This is a genomic window from Micromonospora sp. NPDC005553, from assembly GCF_042871765.1.
Taxonomy (GTDB): domain Bacteria; phylum Actinomycetota; class Actinomycetes; order Mycobacteriales; family Micromonosporaceae; genus Micromonospora.
Map to the genome: position 1 here is coordinate 1,010,580 of NZ_JBIAJD010000001.1, position 14,015 is coordinate 1,024,594.

Genomic DNA, 14,015 nt, shown 5'->3' on the forward strand with positions numbered 1-14,015 from the left:
CCGTCACCCCAGCATTCCCCGGATGTCCCGCAGCGCGCCTGCGGAGGCTTCCTCGACCGACTCGTAGTTGTCGGCCATCTTGGTCAGGTCGCTACCGGCCGAGCCGATCTCCTCGGCGGCGACGCCGATGCAGTCCAGGACCCAGGTGGACGCCTCCGTGTACGCGATGCCGATGAGCGAGCCGATGTCGTCGGCGCCCCACGGCTCGCCGTACCCCTGCATCTGCGCCTCGAAGCTCTCCAGCTGGCCGATGAAGCGTTCGGCGGCGCCGATGACCTCGTCGCCGCCAGAACGCAGCAGCGCCGGATCGACCTCGAACCCGTTCACCGGGTGCCTCCTCGGGCCATCCGCTCCTGCGCGTCGGTGAGCGCCTGGAGGAACGCACCGAGCCGCGGCACGGCAGTGTCACGAACCTGTTCCAGCTGCTCGGTGAGCTGCGACAGGTCGCCGGAGGCCACGGCTGGGCCGCCGCGCATCGAGTCGATTGCCGCGTTCACGGCCTCGATCACGTGGTCGCAGACCTCGGCCGAGCCGAGTCGCATCATCCGTGGGTCCAGCGTCAGCGACTCCAACCGGCCATCAGCGCCGAACTCGGCGCGGACCTGCCCCTCGGCGGACTCACCGAGCCGACGCAGGCGCGCGGCCTCCTCGTCCTCCGGCGCAGTGCCGGCGGCGCGCAACGCGCCGACCGTCGCGTCCAGCATGCGAGCGAACTCCCCGCTCGCCGGCTCATTCACCGACATGCGCCCCCCATCGATCGCCTCCAAGACAGTGGAAAGCGTAGTCAGATCCGGCAAATCGTGTAGTCCCGCTAGGCGGTGCCGCCCGACGTGCGGGTGCTGACCGAGACCGCGCTGGCGGCGGTGGGCCACCGGAGAGCGAGACGTTGTCTCAGGCGGTCGCCAGGCGGACCATGAACTGGCAGCCGTCCGGGGTGTTGCGCACCTCGACCCGACCGCCGTGCGCCTCCACCAGGCCATGAACGATGGCCAGGCCGAGCCCTCCGGACGCCCCACTGTCGCCGGGGCCGGGCGTGCGGGCCGGCTCACCACGGAACGCGATGTCGAACAGGCGGGGAAGGTCGGCCGGGGGAATGCCGCCACAGGTGTCGGCGACCGACAACCAGGCGTGGTCCTCCTCCCGGCCGGCTTCGATGCGTACGGTGCCGTCCTCCGGGGTGTAGCGGACCGCGTTGAGCAGCAGGTTGGCCACGACCCGGGCCAACTCAGGTTCGCTCGCGGCAACCGTGGGCCACCCCGACTCGCTGGCGATCAGCTTGATCCGGCGAGCGTCGGCCAACGGGGTGGTGCTGGCCAGCGCGTCCGAGACCACCTCTCCGAGCGGCACCGCCGTCAACGACAACCGCAACGCTCCCGCGTTGATCCGGGACAGCTCGAACAGGTCGTCGACGAGTCGGGTCATCCGGTCGGTCTCCAGTCGGATGCGTCGGTGGTACTCGTCGACAGTGTCCGGATCACGAACCACCCGGTCCTCCAGCGCCTCCGCCATGGCCCTCAGCCCGGCGAGCGGGGTCCGCAGGTCGTGGGAGACCCAGGCGACCAGGTCGCGCCGGCCCTTCTCCAGTTGCCGTTCCCGCTCCCGGGCCTGGTCGCGCCAGACCGCGGCGCGAGCCAGTCGCCGGCCGAAGTGCCCGCCGACGGCGAGGCTGACCACCGCTGCCGCCGCGACGGTGATCAGGACCACCTCACTGTCGTGCGCGGAGAGGAACATCGCTTCCGCGACCGCCATCACCCCGACGGCGACGGCGACCACAGTGGTGGTGAGCAGCACGTTGAGGTGCACGGTGATCGAGCTGCGTCGCAGGGCGCGGAGCAGCACCGCACCGGCGAGCCCGATGCCGAGTGCCGCGCCGAGGGCGATCGCGAAGATCAGGACGATGTCACGCACTGGCTGGCTCGTACCGGTAGCCGACGCCCCAGACGGTCACGATCCGCCGCGGATCGGCGGGGTTGGCCTCGATCTTCTCCCGCAGCCGGCGTACGTGCACTGTCACTGTGGAGTGGTCCCCGAAGTTCCAGCCCCAGACCTGCTCAAGAAGTTCGGCCCGGCCGAAGACCCGGGAGGGATGCCGCATGAGGTGGACGAGCAGGTCGAATTCGCGCAACGTCAGGGCCAGATCCGCACCGGCGAGGCCTGCGGTTCGGGAGGCCGTGTGCACCACCAGGTTGCCGTCGGTGAGCGCCTCCGGCCGCTCCGGTGGAATCCCACCGCCGGCGCGACGAAGCACCGAACGGACCCGCAGCACCAGTTCCCGGGGTGAGAAGGGCTTGGTCAGGTAGTCGTCCGCGCCGAGTTGCAGACCGAGGATCCGGTCGGCTTCGTCGCCGCGCGCGGTGAGCATGACGATCGGTACGCCGTCCGGCCGTACCCGCAGCGCCCGACACACCTCCAGGCCGCTGACCAACGGCAGCATCAAATCGAGCACGACCAGGTCTGGCGCCTGCCGCTCCACGGCCGCCAGTGCCGCCGCACCGTCCGCCGCGAGGCTCACCTGGAAGCCGTCGTTCTCGAGGTAACGACGGATGACGTCGCTCACGGTCTGGTCGTCGTCGACCACCAGCACGCGCTGCGTCACGGGCCTTCCCCGTTCCGCCCCGTCAACGTCTCCCCCAGATGTCCATCGGCCCAGCCTAGCCACGCGGCAGAGTCCACCCGGACCAGCAAACCTTGCGAGCTTCTTACGGCTGGACGCGGAAACCCGCCCAGGCGTACGTGGGGTCATACGGTGACCGGAATGCGGATCCTTGTCACCGGTGCGGCCGGGTTCATCGGCTCACACATCGCCGACCTGCTCAGCGACGACGGGCACGAGGTGGTGGCGGTGGACGCGCTCCTGCCCGAGGCGCACGCTGCGACGGCGCCGCCCTGGACCCAGCGGCACGACCTGGTGGTCGGCGACGTCCGCGACGACGAACTGCTGACCCGGCTACTGACCGGGGTCGACGCGGTCTGCCATCAGGCAGCCATGGTCGGCCATGGCCTCGACCCCGCCGACGCCCCCCGGTACGCCGCGCACAACGACCTCGGCACGGCCACCCTCCTCGCGGCGATGCACACCGCCGGGGTGCGCCGACTGGTGCTGGCCAGCTCGATGGTGGTCTACGGCGAGGGCCGCTACCACTGCCCCACCCACGGCATCGTCCGGCCTGCCGACCGCCGGGTGGTCGACCTGGCCGAGGGCCGGTACGAGCCAACCTGCCCTCGCTGCGATCAGGCGCTCTCCCCCGGTCTCGTGCCCGAGGACGCGCCGCTGGAGCCGCACAGCACGTACGCCGCCACCAAGCTGGCCCAGGAACACCTCGCCGGTGCCTGGGCCCGGCAGACCGGCGGATCGGTGTGGGCCCTGCGCTATCACAACGTCTACGGTCCGCGAATGCCCCGCGACACCCCGTATTCGGGGGTCGCGTCGATCTTCCGCTCGGCCCTTGCCGCCGGACGACCGCCCCGGGTGCTGGAGGACGGCCGGCAGCGGCGCGACTTCGTCCACGTGACCGACGTGGCCGCGGCCAATCTGCTGGCCCTCACGACACCGGCGCCGGATCCCCTGACCCCGATCAACGTCTGCTCGGGCGAACCGCACACCGTCGGCGAGTTGGCCCACGAGCTGGCGTCGGCGATGGGCGGGCCAGCGCCGGTCACGGTCGGGGGCGGACGGGCGGCGGACGTACGGCACGTCGTGGCCGATCCGGCGCGCGCCGTCCGGATGCTTGGCTTCACCGCCCGAGTCGGCTTCGCCGCTGGCGTCGCCGACTTCACCAACGCAGTGATGCGGGATCCGGCCTCGGTCACGACACGGTCCACAGCAGGTGGTTGACGGCGAGAGCCGTGGCGGCCTGGGCGGCCAACCACCACCGTCGGTGACCGTGGGGCAGGTGCGCGGTGGCGACCAGCAGCCAGACGGCGAACGGTAGCCAGATCCGTTCGACCTCGGCCTTGCTGAGCCCGGACAGGTCCGCCGCGAGCACCGCCGCCGTCGCCGCGACGGGCAACCACACGGTGGGTCCGGCGCTGACGAGCCGCTGCCTGAGTGTCGTGGCGAGCGGTGGGTGCGGTGCGTGGATCGACACGGCGGCCACCGCCCGCCGCAGCGCCGGCCCGACCACCGGGCCGGCCGAGAGCAGCAGGGCCGCCAGATTCGCCCAGACCCAGTAACCGTACGGACGCTCCGCCGCCCAACCCTGGTAGTAGCGACGCGCCACCAGGTGGTAGCCGTCCAGCCACCAGAAGCCGGCCAGGGTGAACACGGCGACGACGGCCGCGACCGCCGTCGCCGCGACCAGGAGCACTCCGAGGCGGTTTCGCGCCCGGAGCAGTACCACCGTCAACGCGAGCATCCCGACCAGGACGAACCCGTACGACAGGTAGAGCGCGAAGCCGAGGAGCAACCCGCCCAGTGCGGCACCTGGTCGACCACCCACCGCCAGCAGCGCCAACCCGGCCGCGACCACCGCGGCGAAGATCCCGTCCGCGGACGCGCCCACCCAGACCGCCCCCGGCAGGAGCACCAGGAACGGCAACACCGCCCGGGCCGCGTCCTCGACGCCGAGTGCCCGCAGCGTCACCGGAACCGACACCGACACCGTGGCACCGAGCAGCACGCAGGCGAGCCCGGCGGCGGTCCCGCCGCCCAGGCCGATCCGCTCCAGCCAGACGAAGAACAGCAACGCCCCCGGTGGATGAGCGGCAGCGTGGGTGGACCACGAATCGGGCTGGAAGTCGAGGATGCGGTCGGCGAAGCCGGACAGCATGATGCCGACGTCCGTCACCCGGGGCACCTCGTGCAGGTACTCGGCCTGCACTGTGAGCCGCTCGGTCAACCCCGCGGACCAGCCGTCCACAAGGGCCAGCGACAGCGTCCAGAGCAGCGAGGCGAGATAGCCGACCGCCAGCAGCCGCGGCCACGACGTGTCGGTCGCCCAGCGCACGCCCCGCCAGACGAACAGCGCCGCGACGAGCAACGCGGCGGGGGTACCGGGGCCCAGATGGGGCTGCCAACTCGCGTAGAGCGGCGCCGCGTCGGCGTGCAGCCGTACGCCCTGATGGTTGAGCAGAGCGCCGACGGCGACAGCGACGGCGAGCACTGCCACCTCGACGCCGAGGACGATCAGGTCGGCGGACCGGGTTCGTCCCGGGCGGGTCATCATGGTCATGGTGACGGCCGACCTTACGGCCTCCCACCAGGCATCCGATTGTCCGAAGGTGATACGTCAGCGAGTCGTAAGATCCGTTGCCGTGTAAGCGATTCGTAAGGACGAACCACGGTCCCGACGGCCGGTGACGGGCCTAGCGTCGCCGGTATGCACACAACGATCGACGTGGTGCTGCCGTGTCTGGACGAGGCGGCCGCACTGCCTGCCGTACTGAGCGGGCTACCGCCCGGCTACCACGCCATCGTGGTCGACAACGGCTCCACCGACGGTTCACCGGTCGTCGCGGCCGAGCATGGGGCCCGGGTCGTCCACGAGCCTCGACGCGGATACGGAGCGGCGGTGCACGCCGGCCTGCTGGCGGCGGAGGCGGATCTGGTCTGCGTGCTCGACGCGGACGGCTCGTTCGACCCGGCCGAGTTGCCCAGGCTCGTCTCGGCGGTGCACGGCGGGCGGGCCGATCTCGCCGTCGGGCGGCGTCGGCCGGTCTCGGCGGATGCCTGGCCATGGCATGCCCGAGCCGGGAACGCTGTGGTTGCCGCCCTGCTGCGGCGTCGCGGGGTGCCGGTGTACGACATCAGCCCGATCCGGGTGACCCGCCGGGCGGCGCTGCTGGGCCTCGGTGTCGAGGACCGCGCGTTCGGCTACCCCCTGGAGTTGCTGCTGCGCGCGGCCGGAGCGGGCTGGCGGATCCTCGAACTGGACGTCGCGTACGCGCCCCGCGCCGCCGGCACCAGGTCGAAGGTCTCCGGGTCGGTCCGGGGCACGCTGCGAGCGACCCGGGACTTCGCCGGAGTGCTGCGCGCCGACGCCGGTGGTGGCCGGTGAACGTCCTGCTCCTGGTCGCGAAGGCACCGGTCCCCGGGCAGGCCAAGACGCGCCTCTGCCCGCCCGCCGATCCCACCCAGGCGGCCCGGATCGCTGCGGCGTCGCTGTTGGACACCCTCGCGGCGGTGCGCGCCACCGCCTCGACCATTGCCGTGTTGGCCCACACCGGTCGGTTCGCCGATGCCGAGTACAGCGCGGAGCTGACCGCCGCGTTGGCGGGTTGGCACCTGCTTCCGCAACGGGGCGACACGTTCGCCGACCGCCTCGCGAACGCCCACGCCGACACCGCTGCCGCATTTCCGGGGCGACCGGTGCTGCAGATCGGCATGGACACCCCGCAGATCGGGCCGGCCCTGCTCAGCACCGCGCTGGACCGGCTCGCCGAACACGAGGCGGTGTTCGGGCCGGCGCTGGACGGCGGCTGGTGGGCGCTCGGGTTACGCGATTCGAGGTACGCGAGCGCCTTACGCGAGGTACCCATGTCGACCGACGACACCGGGCGCCGCACCCTCGCCGCGCTGCGCGGGCACGGCGTACAACCGGCGATCCTGCCCGTGCAGCGGGATGTCGACGACTGGTCGACGGCGTTGGCGGTCGCGGCCGACCTACCCGGCACCCGGTTCGCGGATGCCGTCGCGTCGGTGGACGGCCATCTGCTGAGCGGACACCCCCGGTGAGTTCGACTGTCAGTCTCGACGGTTTCGACGTGGTGCTGGGCAGACTCGGCGGGTGGTCCGCCGATCATGACGCCGACGGCACGCCGGTCGGCCCGAGGCGGCCTGCTACCCAACCCGACCATTGGCTGGTGCACACCGACGGGCGACGTGACCTGTTGCCGGTACGGCGATGGCACGGGCCGCCCGAGCCGGCCATCGAGTCCGTCGCCGCACGCTGCACCGGGCCCACGATCGATCTCGGCTGCGGCCCCGGGCGGGTGACGATGGCGCTCGCTCGCCGCGGCCTCGTCGCACTGGGGGTGGACATCTCCGCCGAGGCGGTACGTCTGACCCAGGACCGAGGGGTGGTCGCCCTGCGACGCGACGTCTTCGAACCCCTTCCTGGGGAGGGGAGGTGGGCGCACGCCCTGCTCATCGACGGCAACATCGGCATCGGTGGCGACCCGGTCCGCCTGCTGCGCCGGTGCGGCACCCTGATTGCCGCCGACGGAACGCTGGTGGTCGAGGTGGAACGCCCGGGGGCCGGGCTGTGGCAGGGGAAGGCGTACGTCGTGTCCGGGTCGTCCGGCGATCGGGAGCCGCGCGGACCGGTGTTCCGCTGGGCGCGGGTCGGGTCGGAGGCGGTGGCCCGGGCCGCCGCCGCTGCCGGCCTGCGGGTCGTCGACCGATTCCGGTTCGGTCCACGCTGGTTCGCCGAGTTGGCGCGCTCATGATCCGCCGGCCCCGCGTCCCCGTACCCGAGGACTTCACAGCGCCCTCGCACTCACCGCTGGTCGCCGCACGGCTCGGTCTCTGGCTCGGGGTGGCGTTCGGGCTGTGTTTCGGCACCGGGCTGCTGAGTCACTACATCCAGCACCCGCCAGGCTGGTTCACCTGGCCGACCCGACCGGTCAACCTGTACCGGGTCACCCAGGGCGTGCACGTGCTCTCCGGTGTCGCCGCGATCCCGTTGCTGCTGGCCAAGCTGTGGAGCGTCTACCCCCGGCTGTTCGTCCGCCCGCCCCTACGTCAGCCGATCCGGTTGACCGCCCACACCCTCGAACGGATCTCCGTCCTGGTGCTGGTCTGCGCCGCGTTCTTCGAACTGGTCACGGGCCTGTTCAACGTCGCCCAGTCGTACCCGTGGGGATTCTTCTTCCCGACGGCGCACTACGCGGTCGCCTGGCTGGTGGCGGGCGCGGTGCTGTTGCACGTCGCGGTGAAGCTCCCGATCGCACGCGCGGCGCTGAGCACCCCACTGCGGCGCAGCAGAGCGGTGCGGGCTGCGACACCGGGCGCTGACGACCGGGACTCGTCCGAGAGACGGGCGTTCCTGCGTACCTCGGCGGGCGTCGCCGGAATCGCCGTGCTGGCCACCGCCGGGGTCACCGTGCCGTGGCTACGTCGGGTGTCGCCGCTGGCGTGGCGTTCCGCGTCCGGGCCGCAGGGCGTACCGATCAACCGTACGGCGGCTGCCGCGCACATCGCCGTTCCCCCGGACTGGCGACTGGAGATCGTCTGGCCGGGCGGGCGGGGCAGCCTGTCCCTGGCCGACCTGGCGGCCCTGCCGCAACTGACGGCGGAACTGCCGATCGCCTGTGTCGAGGGCTGGAGCGCGTCGGCCCACTGGACCGGCGTGCCCGTCGTCGAGTTGCTGCGCCGGGCCGGCGCACCGACCGGCCGACCGGTTCGGGTCACCTCACTGGAAACCGAGGGCCTGTACGCGGCCAGCACACTCCCTGCGGCCCATGCCCGCGACCCGCTGACCCTGCTCGCTCTGCGGATCAACGGCCAGCAACTGTCTCCCGACCACGGTTATCCCTGCCGACTCATCGCGCCGAGCCGGCCGGGCGTCCTGCAGACCAAGTGGGTGGCAAGGCTGGAGGTGTTGCGGTGAGAACCGTCCGGCTGGTCCTGTTCGTGGTCGGTGCCGCGGCCACCGCGTACGGCGGTTGGTTGCTCCTCCCCCAGCTCGGCAGCGCCCTGCCGTGGCTGATCGGCGGCCCGGTGCTGCACGACGTCCTGGTGGCGCCGCTGGTCGGACTGGTCGGACTGGCGCTGGGCCGACTGGTGAGGAACCGGTTGCGTCTGGCCTGGATCGCCGCGGGTCTGCTGGCCAGCTCCACGTTGCTGCTGATCGCTGTGCCCCTGCTGTGGCGACCACCCTCGGCGCCGCCGAACCCGGGCCTCCCGGACCGCGACTATCCGCTGGGGCTCGCTGTCGGGCTGGCTGTGCTCTGGGCCGCGATCGTGGTCGTCCTGGTCGTCGCCACCACTGTCGACAGACGTGTCGCGGGCCGACGAGCCGAGCGTCGCTGAGTCGGCCCCAGCCGTTCTTCACTGTTCGTCCAGGAGGGGTACACATGTCAGCAGGAGACACCAGCACGACCGGTCGCCCGCCGATCGGCGTGATCGGCGGATCCGGGTTCTACGAGTTTCTCGACGACGTCGCCGAGGTCACCGTCGACACACCGTACGGGCCGCCGAGCGACGCGCTGTCCGTCGGGAGTGTCGCCGGCCGGCCGGTGGTGTTCCTGCCCCGCCACGGACGCCGGCACACCCTCCCCCCACACCGCATCAACTACCGGGCCAACCTGTGGGCGCTGCGCGCACTCGGCGTCCGCCAGGTGCTCGCACCGGGCGCCGTGGGCGGCCTGCGACCGGATCTGGGCCCGGGGACCCTCGTCGTACCGGACCAACTGGTCGACCGGACCAGCGGCCGGGAGCAGACCTACTACGACGGACAGCCGCGCGCGGACGGGAAGCCCGCCCCGGTCGTTCACGTTCCCTTCGCCGACCCCTACTGTCCGGTCGGACGAGCCACTGTCCTCGACGCCGCCCGAACCGCTGGTTGGCAGCCGGTCGACGGCGGAACGATGGTCGTCATCGAGGGGCCCAGGTTCTCCACCCGCGCGGAATCGCTGTGGTACGGCCGGCAGGGCTGGTCGGTCGTCGGCATGACCGGTCACCCGGAAACGGTGTTGGCCCGCGAACTGGCACTGTGTTACACCGCGCTGTCCCTGGTGACCGACCTCGACTCGGGCGTGGAGGTCGGTCAGGGCGTGACTCAGCAGGAGGTGTTCACGGTCTTCGCCCGGAACATCGAGCGCCTGCGCCTCCTGCTCGGCGACGCGGTGCAGACGTTGCCGGAGGGCCAGGGCGCCTGCCGGTGCGGACAGGCGCTGGCAGATACGCAGGGGTGACCGTCGTAAGAGTTCCGAAATGGTTCGCGAACAGTTCGACGACGGCTGCGGCCGTACGCTGCGGTGATGGGGAAACGGATGTTCCGGTCGCCGGTGGTCCGAGCCGGTCTCGCCTGCGCTGCCGTCGTGTCGATGCTGGCCCTGTACTGGTTCCAGCCGTGGAAGCTCGTCACCGACACCTACGTCGACGAGGCCGTTCCCCGCGTCGCGACGACATCTGTCACCCCGACCTCGGTGTCCGCGAGCCCGGCCCCGGCGGCGTCGGCAGCCACCCCGGCGGCGAACGAGATCCTGACCGCCGGCGAGTTCGTCACCCATGAGCACCGGACGACCGGCAGTGCCGAGATCCACCGGCTCGCCGACGGGCGCCACCAGCTGGTCATCCGCGACCTGGACACGTCGAACGGCCCGGACCTGCGGGTGTGGCTGACCGACCAACCGGTCATCCGGGGCACGGCCGGCTGGCGGGTGTTCGACGACGGCGAATGGGTCGAGCTGGCCAAGCTCAAAGGCAACAAGGGCAACCAGGTGTACGAGCTGCCGGCGTCGGTGGATCCAGGTGACTTCCGGAGCGTCTCCATCTGGTGCAAGCGGTTCGCGGTCTCCTTCGGCGCGGCCGATCTCACGAGCGCCTGACCGACAGGACCGGCCCGCAACCTGCCGGACACGGCATTGACATCTTTCACTGCGCGATCTAGCGTCGGAACGAATCGATTCGACGCCGAGCCAGGTGCTCCGGCACCGTCGGTCGAACGGTCTCGTGATGTTTGGGCGCACGAGGTGACCACTGTTGAATCGATTGCCGAGTGGTCCCGCGCGGGCGGCGAGACCAGCGGCAGAAACCTGCGTCGATGAGCCGGTCGGCCGTGGACCCCTTTCAACCAGTTCGTGCCGAATGGCGGGAGCCCCTTCATGACAAGACGTAGACCCATCCTTGGATTGCTCGCGACGGCGGCGGCCGTCGTCGTGACCGTGAGCGCAGGGGCACTGGCCGGTGGTCTGAGCACCACCGCGTCGGCTGCGGACATCGGAGCGGCCGCGGCGACCGCCGGGTGCGGCAAGGCGCCCACGTTGACCAGCGGCCAGCGGTCCATTCAGAGCAACGGCCAGAACCGCAGCTTCATCCTGAGGATCCCCGACAACTACGACAGGAACCACCCCTACCGGTTGATCTTCGGGTTCCACTGGAACGGCGGCACCGCGAACGACGTCGACGGCGGCGGGTCCGACGGGGCGGCCTGGTCCTACTACGGGCTGCGGCAGCAGGCGAACAACAGCACGATCTTCGTCGCACCCCAGGGCAACGGGAACGGCTGGGCCAACCCCGGCGGCCAGGACGTCACCTTCGTCGACAACATGATCAGCCTGATCGAGGCCGATCTGTGTGTCGAGACCACCCAGCGCTTCGCGCTCGGTTTCAGCTACGGCGGGGGCATGAGCTACTCGCTGGCCTGCTCCCGGCCGGGTGTCTTCCGGGCTGTCGCGGTCTACTCCGGTGGGCAGCTCAGCGGGTGCAGCGGCGGCACCCAGCCGGTCGCGTACATGGGAATCCACGGCATCGGGGACTCGGTGCTCAACATCTCCGCCGGACGGTCCCTGCGTGACACGTTCGTCCGGAACAACGGGTGCACCGCCCAGAGCCCACCCGAACCGAGGGCGGGCAGTCTGACCCACATCACCACCACCTACTCCGGCTGCCGGTCCGGCTATCCGGTGGTCTGGGCAGCCTTTGACGGCGGGCACACCCCCGGCCCGGTGGATGGCGGCGGAGACAGCGGCGCCAGGACCTGGACCAAGGGCGAGGTGTGGAGGTTCTTCACCCAGTTCGGTGGCACCGATCCCACGTCGCCGCCGACCACCCCACCGCCGACCACCCCGCCGCCGAGCGACACGTCGGCCCTGCGCAGCACGTCCTCCGGACGGTGCCTCGACGTCAACGGCGCCTCGCAGACCAATGGCGCGGCGGCGATCATCTGGGACTGCCACGGTCAGAGCAACCAGAGCTGGACCTCGACCGCCGCCCAGGAACTGCGCGTCTTTGGTGGCAAGTGCCTTGACGTCAACGGCGCCAGCACCGCGAACGGCAGCTCGGTGATCATTTGGGACTGCAACGGCCAGTCCAACCAGAAGTGGCGGTTCAACGCTGACGGCTCGATCACCGGAGTTGGTTCGGGCCGCTGCCTGAACCTGGTCGGCAACGGCACGGCCAACGGCACGCGCGTGCAGATTTCCGATTGCACCGGCGCGGCCAACCAACGCTGGAGCCGGAGTTGAGCCCGACGAGGTTCCCGCAGAGGGGACCGGTCCAACGGATGTTCCACCACTCGCAAGGAGGCGCAACCGTGCCACTACGCAAACTCTCCGGCCCCTGGCTGGGGGCGGCCATGGCGGTCATGATTCTGATCGCCGTCGGAATGTACGTTCTCACGACCGTCGCACCGGCGGCGGCGGCCACCACTGCCGGCTGCGGCAAGGCGCCCGGGCTGAACAGCGGCACCCACACCATCCAGAGCGGTGGAAAGAGCCGTAGTTTCATCCTTCGACTGCCGGACAGCTACAACAACACCTACGCCCACCGGCTGGCCTTCGGGTTCCACTGGCTGGGTGGCACCGCCAGTCAGGTCGCGGGTGGCGGCTCCGACGGAGCCGCGTGGGCCTACTACGGCATGCTCTCCCAGTCGAACAACACCACCATCTTCGTTGCCCCGCAGGGCCTCAACAACGGCTGGGGTAACTCCAACGGTGAAGACGTCACCTTCACCGACGACATGATCCGCATGATCGACAACGCTCTCTGCGTCGACACCACACAACGCTTCTCGGTCGGGTTCAGCTACGGCGGCGCGATGAGCTACTCGTTGGCGTGTTCGCGACCGACGGTGTTCCGCGCGGTCGCGGCTATCGCGGCCCCGGGGGCGATCAGCGGATGCAGCGGCGGCACCGGACCGGTCGCGTACCTGGGGATCCACGGCATCAACGACAACATTCCCAGCGGACGCTCGCTGCGCGACAGGTTCGTCCGCAACAACGGATGCGCCGCACAGAGCCCGCCCGAGCCGAGGGCTGGCAGCCTGACCCACATCACCACCGCGTACTCCTGCCAGGCCGGATACCCGGTGCTCTGGGCCGCCTTCGACGGCGGCCACCAGCAGGGCCCGGTGGACGGTTGCGCCGGCTGTGAGAGCGGCGCACGGAGCTGGGTCAAGCAGGAGGTCTGGAACTTCTTCGCCCAGTTCGGGTCCACAGTGCCGCCCACCACTCCCCCGCCGTCGACCCCGCCGCCCGGTCAGCAGAACGTGCTGATCGCCAGCAGCCCGGCCAACCGGTGCATCGACATTCCCAACTCGAGCACGACGAACGGTGCTCGTCCGCAACTGTGGGACTGTCACGGTGGCACCAACCAGCGTTGGACCTACACCGCCAACCGCACGCTGACCGTGTACGGCAACAAGTGCCTGGACGCCAGCGGAGCGGGCAGCAGCAACGGCACCGCGGTCATCATCTGGGACTGCAACGGCCAAGCCAACCAACAGTGGAACCTGAATTCCAACGGCACCATCACCGGCGCCCAGTCGGGGCTGTGCCTCGACGCCGTCGCATCCGGCACGGCCAACGGGACACAACTTCACCTCTGGGCCTGCCACGGCGGCGCCAACCAGCAGTGGAGCAGGCGCAACTAGTACCGCGCGCCACGTCGGAGTACGCGCCGCCCGGGTCCTGTCCCGGGCGGCGCGTACTCCGTCAGTCGGTGGCCGCGGCCGAGACGGAAACGTGCGCGGTGACGATCCGCCAGCCGACGGGCAGGCGTACCCAGGTCTGGGTCTGCCGCCCGGTCGTGGCGGTACCGTCGTACCCGAATCGGGTTGTCACCACCGCCAGGTCCGGGCCGAACGTGGTGATGATCGGGTCGACCAGCCGGCGACCGGCCGGCAACGGTGGCTGCGCCGCGCGCCACTTGCGCTGCTCGTCAAGCCCGTACTGATGGTCGGCGAGGCCGAACCGTACGGTCCGCTCGGAATCCCAGAAGTACCCGCAGATCAGGTCGGCGTCGCCAGCTGCCAGCGCCTGCTCATAGGCGGTGAAGGCCGCCGCCACCTCGGCGGCCACGTCCGTCCGGTCGATCTCCATGCGGTACGTCCCTTCGATCCGTTCGGTCAGGA

At 70.8% G+C, this 14,015-nt stretch carries 16 protein-coding genes; 10 read left to right on the plus strand and 6 right to left on the minus strand.

What is annotated here, in order from left to right:
* Window positions 1–3: 3 nt before the first annotated feature.
* From ACFYPG_RS04645 to ACFYPG_RS04660, 4 genes are all read right to left on the minus strand, one after another.
* Window positions 4–327, minus strand: a complete 324-nt coding sequence (locus ACFYPG_RS04645; protein WP_387350274.1) for a WXG100 family type VII secretion target — start codon at window positions 325–327, stop codon at window positions 4–6.
* The gene (locus ACFYPG_RS04650; protein ID WP_355006356.1) at window positions 324–743 is read right to left on the minus strand and encodes a YbaB/EbfC family nucleoid-associated protein; all 420 of its coding nucleotides are present in this window, start codon (window positions 741–743) and stop codon (window positions 324–326) included. The genes ACFYPG_RS04645 and ACFYPG_RS04650 overlap by 4 nt, the downstream gene beginning before the upstream one ends.
* A 148-nt stretch (window positions 744–891) precedes the next feature.
* Window positions 892–1,908 carry a sensor histidine kinase gene (locus ACFYPG_RS04655; RefSeq protein WP_387350276.1) on the minus strand — a complete coding sequence of 339 codons (1,017 nt, stop codon included), beginning with the start codon at window positions 1,906–1,908 and terminating at the stop codon, window positions 892–894.
* The gene (locus ACFYPG_RS04660; RefSeq protein WP_387350278.1) at window positions 1,901–2,596 is read right to left on the minus strand and encodes a response regulator transcription factor; all 696 of its coding nucleotides are present in this window, start codon (window positions 2,594–2,596) and stop codon (window positions 1,901–1,903) included. The genes ACFYPG_RS04655 and ACFYPG_RS04660 overlap by 8 nt, the downstream gene beginning before the upstream one ends.
* Before the next feature lie 159 nt (window positions 2,597–2,755).
* Between ACFYPG_RS04660 and ACFYPG_RS04665 the strand changes: the two genes are divergently transcribed.
* A complete protein-coding gene (locus tag ACFYPG_RS04665) occupies window positions 2,756–3,835 on the plus strand; it encodes an NAD-dependent epimerase/dehydratase family protein (protein ID WP_387350280.1) in 1,080 nt (359 codons plus the stop codon).
* Here the strand turns inward: ACFYPG_RS04665 and ACFYPG_RS04670 are convergent.
* Entirely contained in the window at window positions 3,807–5,171 is a 1,365-nt protein-coding gene (locus ACFYPG_RS04670) for a hypothetical protein (protein WP_387350282.1), read from the minus strand. The genes ACFYPG_RS04665 and ACFYPG_RS04670 overlap by 29 nt on opposite strands.
* Before the next feature lie 147 nt (window positions 5,172–5,318).
* Here ACFYPG_RS04670 and ACFYPG_RS04675 point away from each other — a divergent pair, with 147 nt between their 5' ends.
* The 9 genes from ACFYPG_RS04675 to ACFYPG_RS04715 all read left to right on the plus strand — a co-directional run bounded on the left by ACFYPG_RS04675 (window position 5,319) and on the right by ACFYPG_RS04715 (window position 13,535).
* Window positions 5,319–5,996 carry a glycosyltransferase family 2 protein gene (locus ACFYPG_RS04675; RefSeq protein ID WP_387350284.1) on the plus strand — a complete coding sequence of 226 codons (678 nt, stop codon included), beginning with the start codon at window positions 5,319–5,321 and terminating at the stop codon, window positions 5,994–5,996.
* Window positions 5,993–6,673 (plus strand): DUF2064 domain-containing protein, encoded by a 681-nt coding sequence (locus tag ACFYPG_RS04680; protein WP_387350285.1) that lies wholly within the window; start codon window positions 5,993–5,995, stop codon window positions 6,671–6,673. Before ACFYPG_RS04675 ends, ACFYPG_RS04680 begins: the two co-directional genes overlap by 4 nt.
* Window positions 6,670–7,386: a class I SAM-dependent methyltransferase gene (locus ACFYPG_RS04685; RefSeq protein WP_387350286.1), complete on the plus strand. Its 717-nt coding sequence runs from the start codon at window positions 6,670–6,672 to the stop codon at window positions 7,384–7,386. The genes ACFYPG_RS04680 and ACFYPG_RS04685 overlap by 4 nt, the downstream gene beginning before the upstream one ends.
* A complete protein-coding gene (locus ACFYPG_RS04690) occupies window positions 7,383–8,549 on the plus strand; it encodes a molybdopterin-dependent oxidoreductase (protein ID WP_387350288.1) in 1,167 nt (388 codons plus the stop codon). The genes ACFYPG_RS04685 and ACFYPG_RS04690 overlap by 4 nt, the downstream gene beginning before the upstream one ends.
* Window positions 8,546–8,971 (plus strand): hypothetical protein, encoded by a 426-nt coding sequence (locus ACFYPG_RS04695; protein WP_387350290.1) that lies wholly within the window; start codon window positions 8,546–8,548, stop codon window positions 8,969–8,971. Before ACFYPG_RS04690 ends, ACFYPG_RS04695 begins: the two co-directional genes overlap by 4 nt.
* A gap of 44 nt (window positions 8,972–9,015) precedes the next feature.
* Window positions 9,016–9,855: an S-methyl-5'-thioadenosine phosphorylase gene (locus ACFYPG_RS04700; protein WP_387350292.1), complete on the plus strand. Its 840-nt coding sequence runs from the start codon at window positions 9,016–9,018 to the stop codon at window positions 9,853–9,855.
* Between the two features lie 66 nt (window positions 9,856–9,921).
* A complete protein-coding gene (locus tag ACFYPG_RS04705; protein ID WP_387350294.1) occupies window positions 9,922–10,491 on the plus strand; it encodes a DM13 domain-containing protein in 570 nt (189 codons plus the stop codon).
* Between the two features lie 276 nt (window positions 10,492–10,767).
* Window positions 10,768–12,129, plus strand: coding sequence for a ricin-type beta-trefoil lectin domain protein (locus ACFYPG_RS04710; protein WP_387350295.1), 1,362 nt, complete (start codon window positions 10,768–10,770; stop codon window positions 12,127–12,129).
* 68 nt (window positions 12,130–12,197) lie between these two features.
* The gene (locus ACFYPG_RS04715) at window positions 12,198–13,535 is read left to right on the plus strand and encodes a ricin-type beta-trefoil lectin domain protein (RefSeq protein ID WP_387350297.1); all 1,338 of its coding nucleotides are present in this window, start codon (window positions 12,198–12,200) and stop codon (window positions 13,533–13,535) included.
* Window positions 13,536–13,596: 61 nt separating this feature from the next.
* On the opposite strand, the gene ACFYPG_RS04720 is transcribed toward ACFYPG_RS04715, so the two are convergent.
* A complete protein-coding gene (locus ACFYPG_RS04720) occupies window positions 13,597–13,983 on the minus strand; it encodes an AtzH-like domain-containing protein (RefSeq protein WP_387350299.1) in 387 nt (128 codons plus the stop codon).
* Window positions 13,984–14,015: the final 32 nt, after the last annotated feature.

Coding starts and splice junctions, on each gene's coding strand:
- ACFYPG_RS04700 (WP_387350292.1), top strand. CDS start 9,016: ATGTCAGCAGGAGACACCAGCACGACCGGTCGCCCGCCGATCGGCGTG.
- ACFYPG_RS04720 (WP_387350299.1), bottom strand. CDS start 13,983: ATGGAGATCGACCGGACGGACGTGGCCGCCGAGGTGGCGGCGGCCTTC.
- ACFYPG_RS04675 (WP_387350284.1), top strand. CDS start 5,319: ATGCACACAACGATCGACGTGGTGCTGCCGTGTCTGGACGAGGCGGCC.
- ACFYPG_RS04705 (WP_387350294.1), top strand. CDS start 9,922: ATGGGGAAACGGATGTTCCGGTCGCCGGTGGTCCGAGCCGGTCTCGCC.
- ACFYPG_RS04650 (WP_355006356.1), bottom strand. CDS start 743: ATGTCGGTGAATGAGCCGGCGAGCGGGGAGTTCGCTCGCATGCTGGAC.
- ACFYPG_RS04670 (WP_387350282.1), bottom strand. CDS start 5,171: ATGACCATGATGACCCGCCCGGGACGAACCCGGTCCGCCGACCTGATC.
- ACFYPG_RS04665 (WP_387350280.1), top strand. CDS start 2,756: ATGCGGATCCTTGTCACCGGTGCGGCCGGGTTCATCGGCTCACACATC.
- ACFYPG_RS04690 (WP_387350288.1), top strand. CDS start 7,383: ATGATCCGCCGGCCCCGCGTCCCCGTACCCGAGGACTTCACAGCGCCC.
- ACFYPG_RS04710 (WP_387350295.1), top strand. CDS start 10,768: ATGACAAGACGTAGACCCATCCTTGGATTGCTCGCGACGGCGGCGGCC.